The organism is Nonomuraea sp. NPDC050691, assembly GCF_040654455.1.
Classification (GTDB): Bacteria; Actinomycetota; Actinomycetes; order Streptosporangiales; family Streptosporangiaceae; genus Nonomuraea.
On record NZ_JBFAIA010000380.1, the window covers coordinates 1 to 1,291 of the forward strand.

Genomic DNA, 1,291 nt, shown 5'->3' on the forward strand with positions numbered 1-1,291 from the left:
CGCCCAGCCGCTTCCCCGGCGCACGCCCGGGGCCAACGGACACCACCACCGCGGCGGCCAGCCGATCCCCGCGGCCGGTGCCGGCTCCATCGACCCGTCGGCGGCGCTCGCCACGCTCTCGGCCCTGTCGGGCGGCCGCTCGCCCATGCTGCCGGGGCTCGCGGGAGCGCCGTCCACCCCGCCGCCGCCCATCCCGGGCCCGTCGTCCGACCCGCGCCGCTGGCAGCGCATCGAGGTCACGCCCGAGCACCTGCGCGGCGGCCCGGTGCCGGTCCCGGAGGGGTACGCGGCACAGCTCGGCATGCGCCCCGGGACGCTCCTGTCGGTGACGGGACCGGGAGACAACGCGATCGTCCTGGTCTGGCAGGGCCACCAGCCGGTCTTCGACTCGCTCCAGCCGGTGCTGATGCGCCTGAACGCCCGGCCGGGCGACCAGGTGTACGTCACGGTGGACGGCTACCGCCTCGAAGCCCAGCTCACCGGCTGACCGCGTCGCGCGCGAGGGGCGGGCCGGCCCTGCTTCCCCTTTTCTTCCGCGACTCCGCCCCTGCCCGATCTCCCGCACGCCCCGCCCGAGGAGGTCGCCGCCGGGCGGGCGCGCGTGGAGCAGGAGGGATGGGCCGCCCGTCTCCTGACGCTTCAGGGTGCCGACGGCTGGTGGGACGGCGGTGCCTGCTCCCCGGTCGTCTCGACGAGGTCAAGACCCTTCTCTCCGCCGCGCCCCATGGCGCCGTGGCCGGCTCGTGGTCCGACGATCTCCGCCGTCGCACGGTCGCTCTGCCGCTGGACGCCCTCCACCCTCGCTGACGTCCAGTTGAAGCGCCGGAATCGCTCGGACAGCACGACAAGGGCACCGACATCCCAGAGGGCTGAGGGGCGCCGCATCGCCCAGAGCGCCCGAGCGGCGCCACATTGCTCGGACCGCCTGATGTGCCCCACCGTCATGCAAGCCCTCTCGTGGCCCGCCCCCCCGCTACTCCGAGCCGTCGAAGAGGCGTAGGCGGTGGGCCGTGGCCGCGGCCTCCCCTCGTGAGGCCACCCCCAGCTTGGCCAGGATGTTGGACACGTGAACGCTCACCGTCTTCACCGCGATGACCAGCTCGCCGGCGATCTCCCGGTTGCTGCGCCCGGCGGTGACCAGCCGCAGTACCTCCAGCTCTCGGGCCGTGAGCCCCAGCGGCGGGCCGGCCGGCGCGCCGTCGACGCCACCGGCGGCCCGCGACCGCCCCGATGCGCCCTGGGCACGGCCCCCCAACACGGCGAGCTGGGGCCGCCGGGGGGGGGCCGTGCG

At 76.0% G+C, this 1,291-nt stretch carries 1 protein-coding gene and 1 pseudogene; one reads left to right on the forward strand and one right to left on the reverse strand.

Translation table 11 applies throughout. The features are described from left to right. Positions 1-487 (forward strand): annotated as a pseudogene (locus AB0H81_RS44920) (hypothetical protein); the annotation flags it as partial. Positions 488-973: 486 nt separating this feature from the next. Here the strand turns inward: AB0H81_RS44920 and AB0H81_RS44925 are convergent. After that, on the reverse strand, positions 974-1,291 hold a 318-nt coding region (locus AB0H81_RS44925), incomplete at its 5' end, for a response regulator transcription factor (protein WP_358388768.1).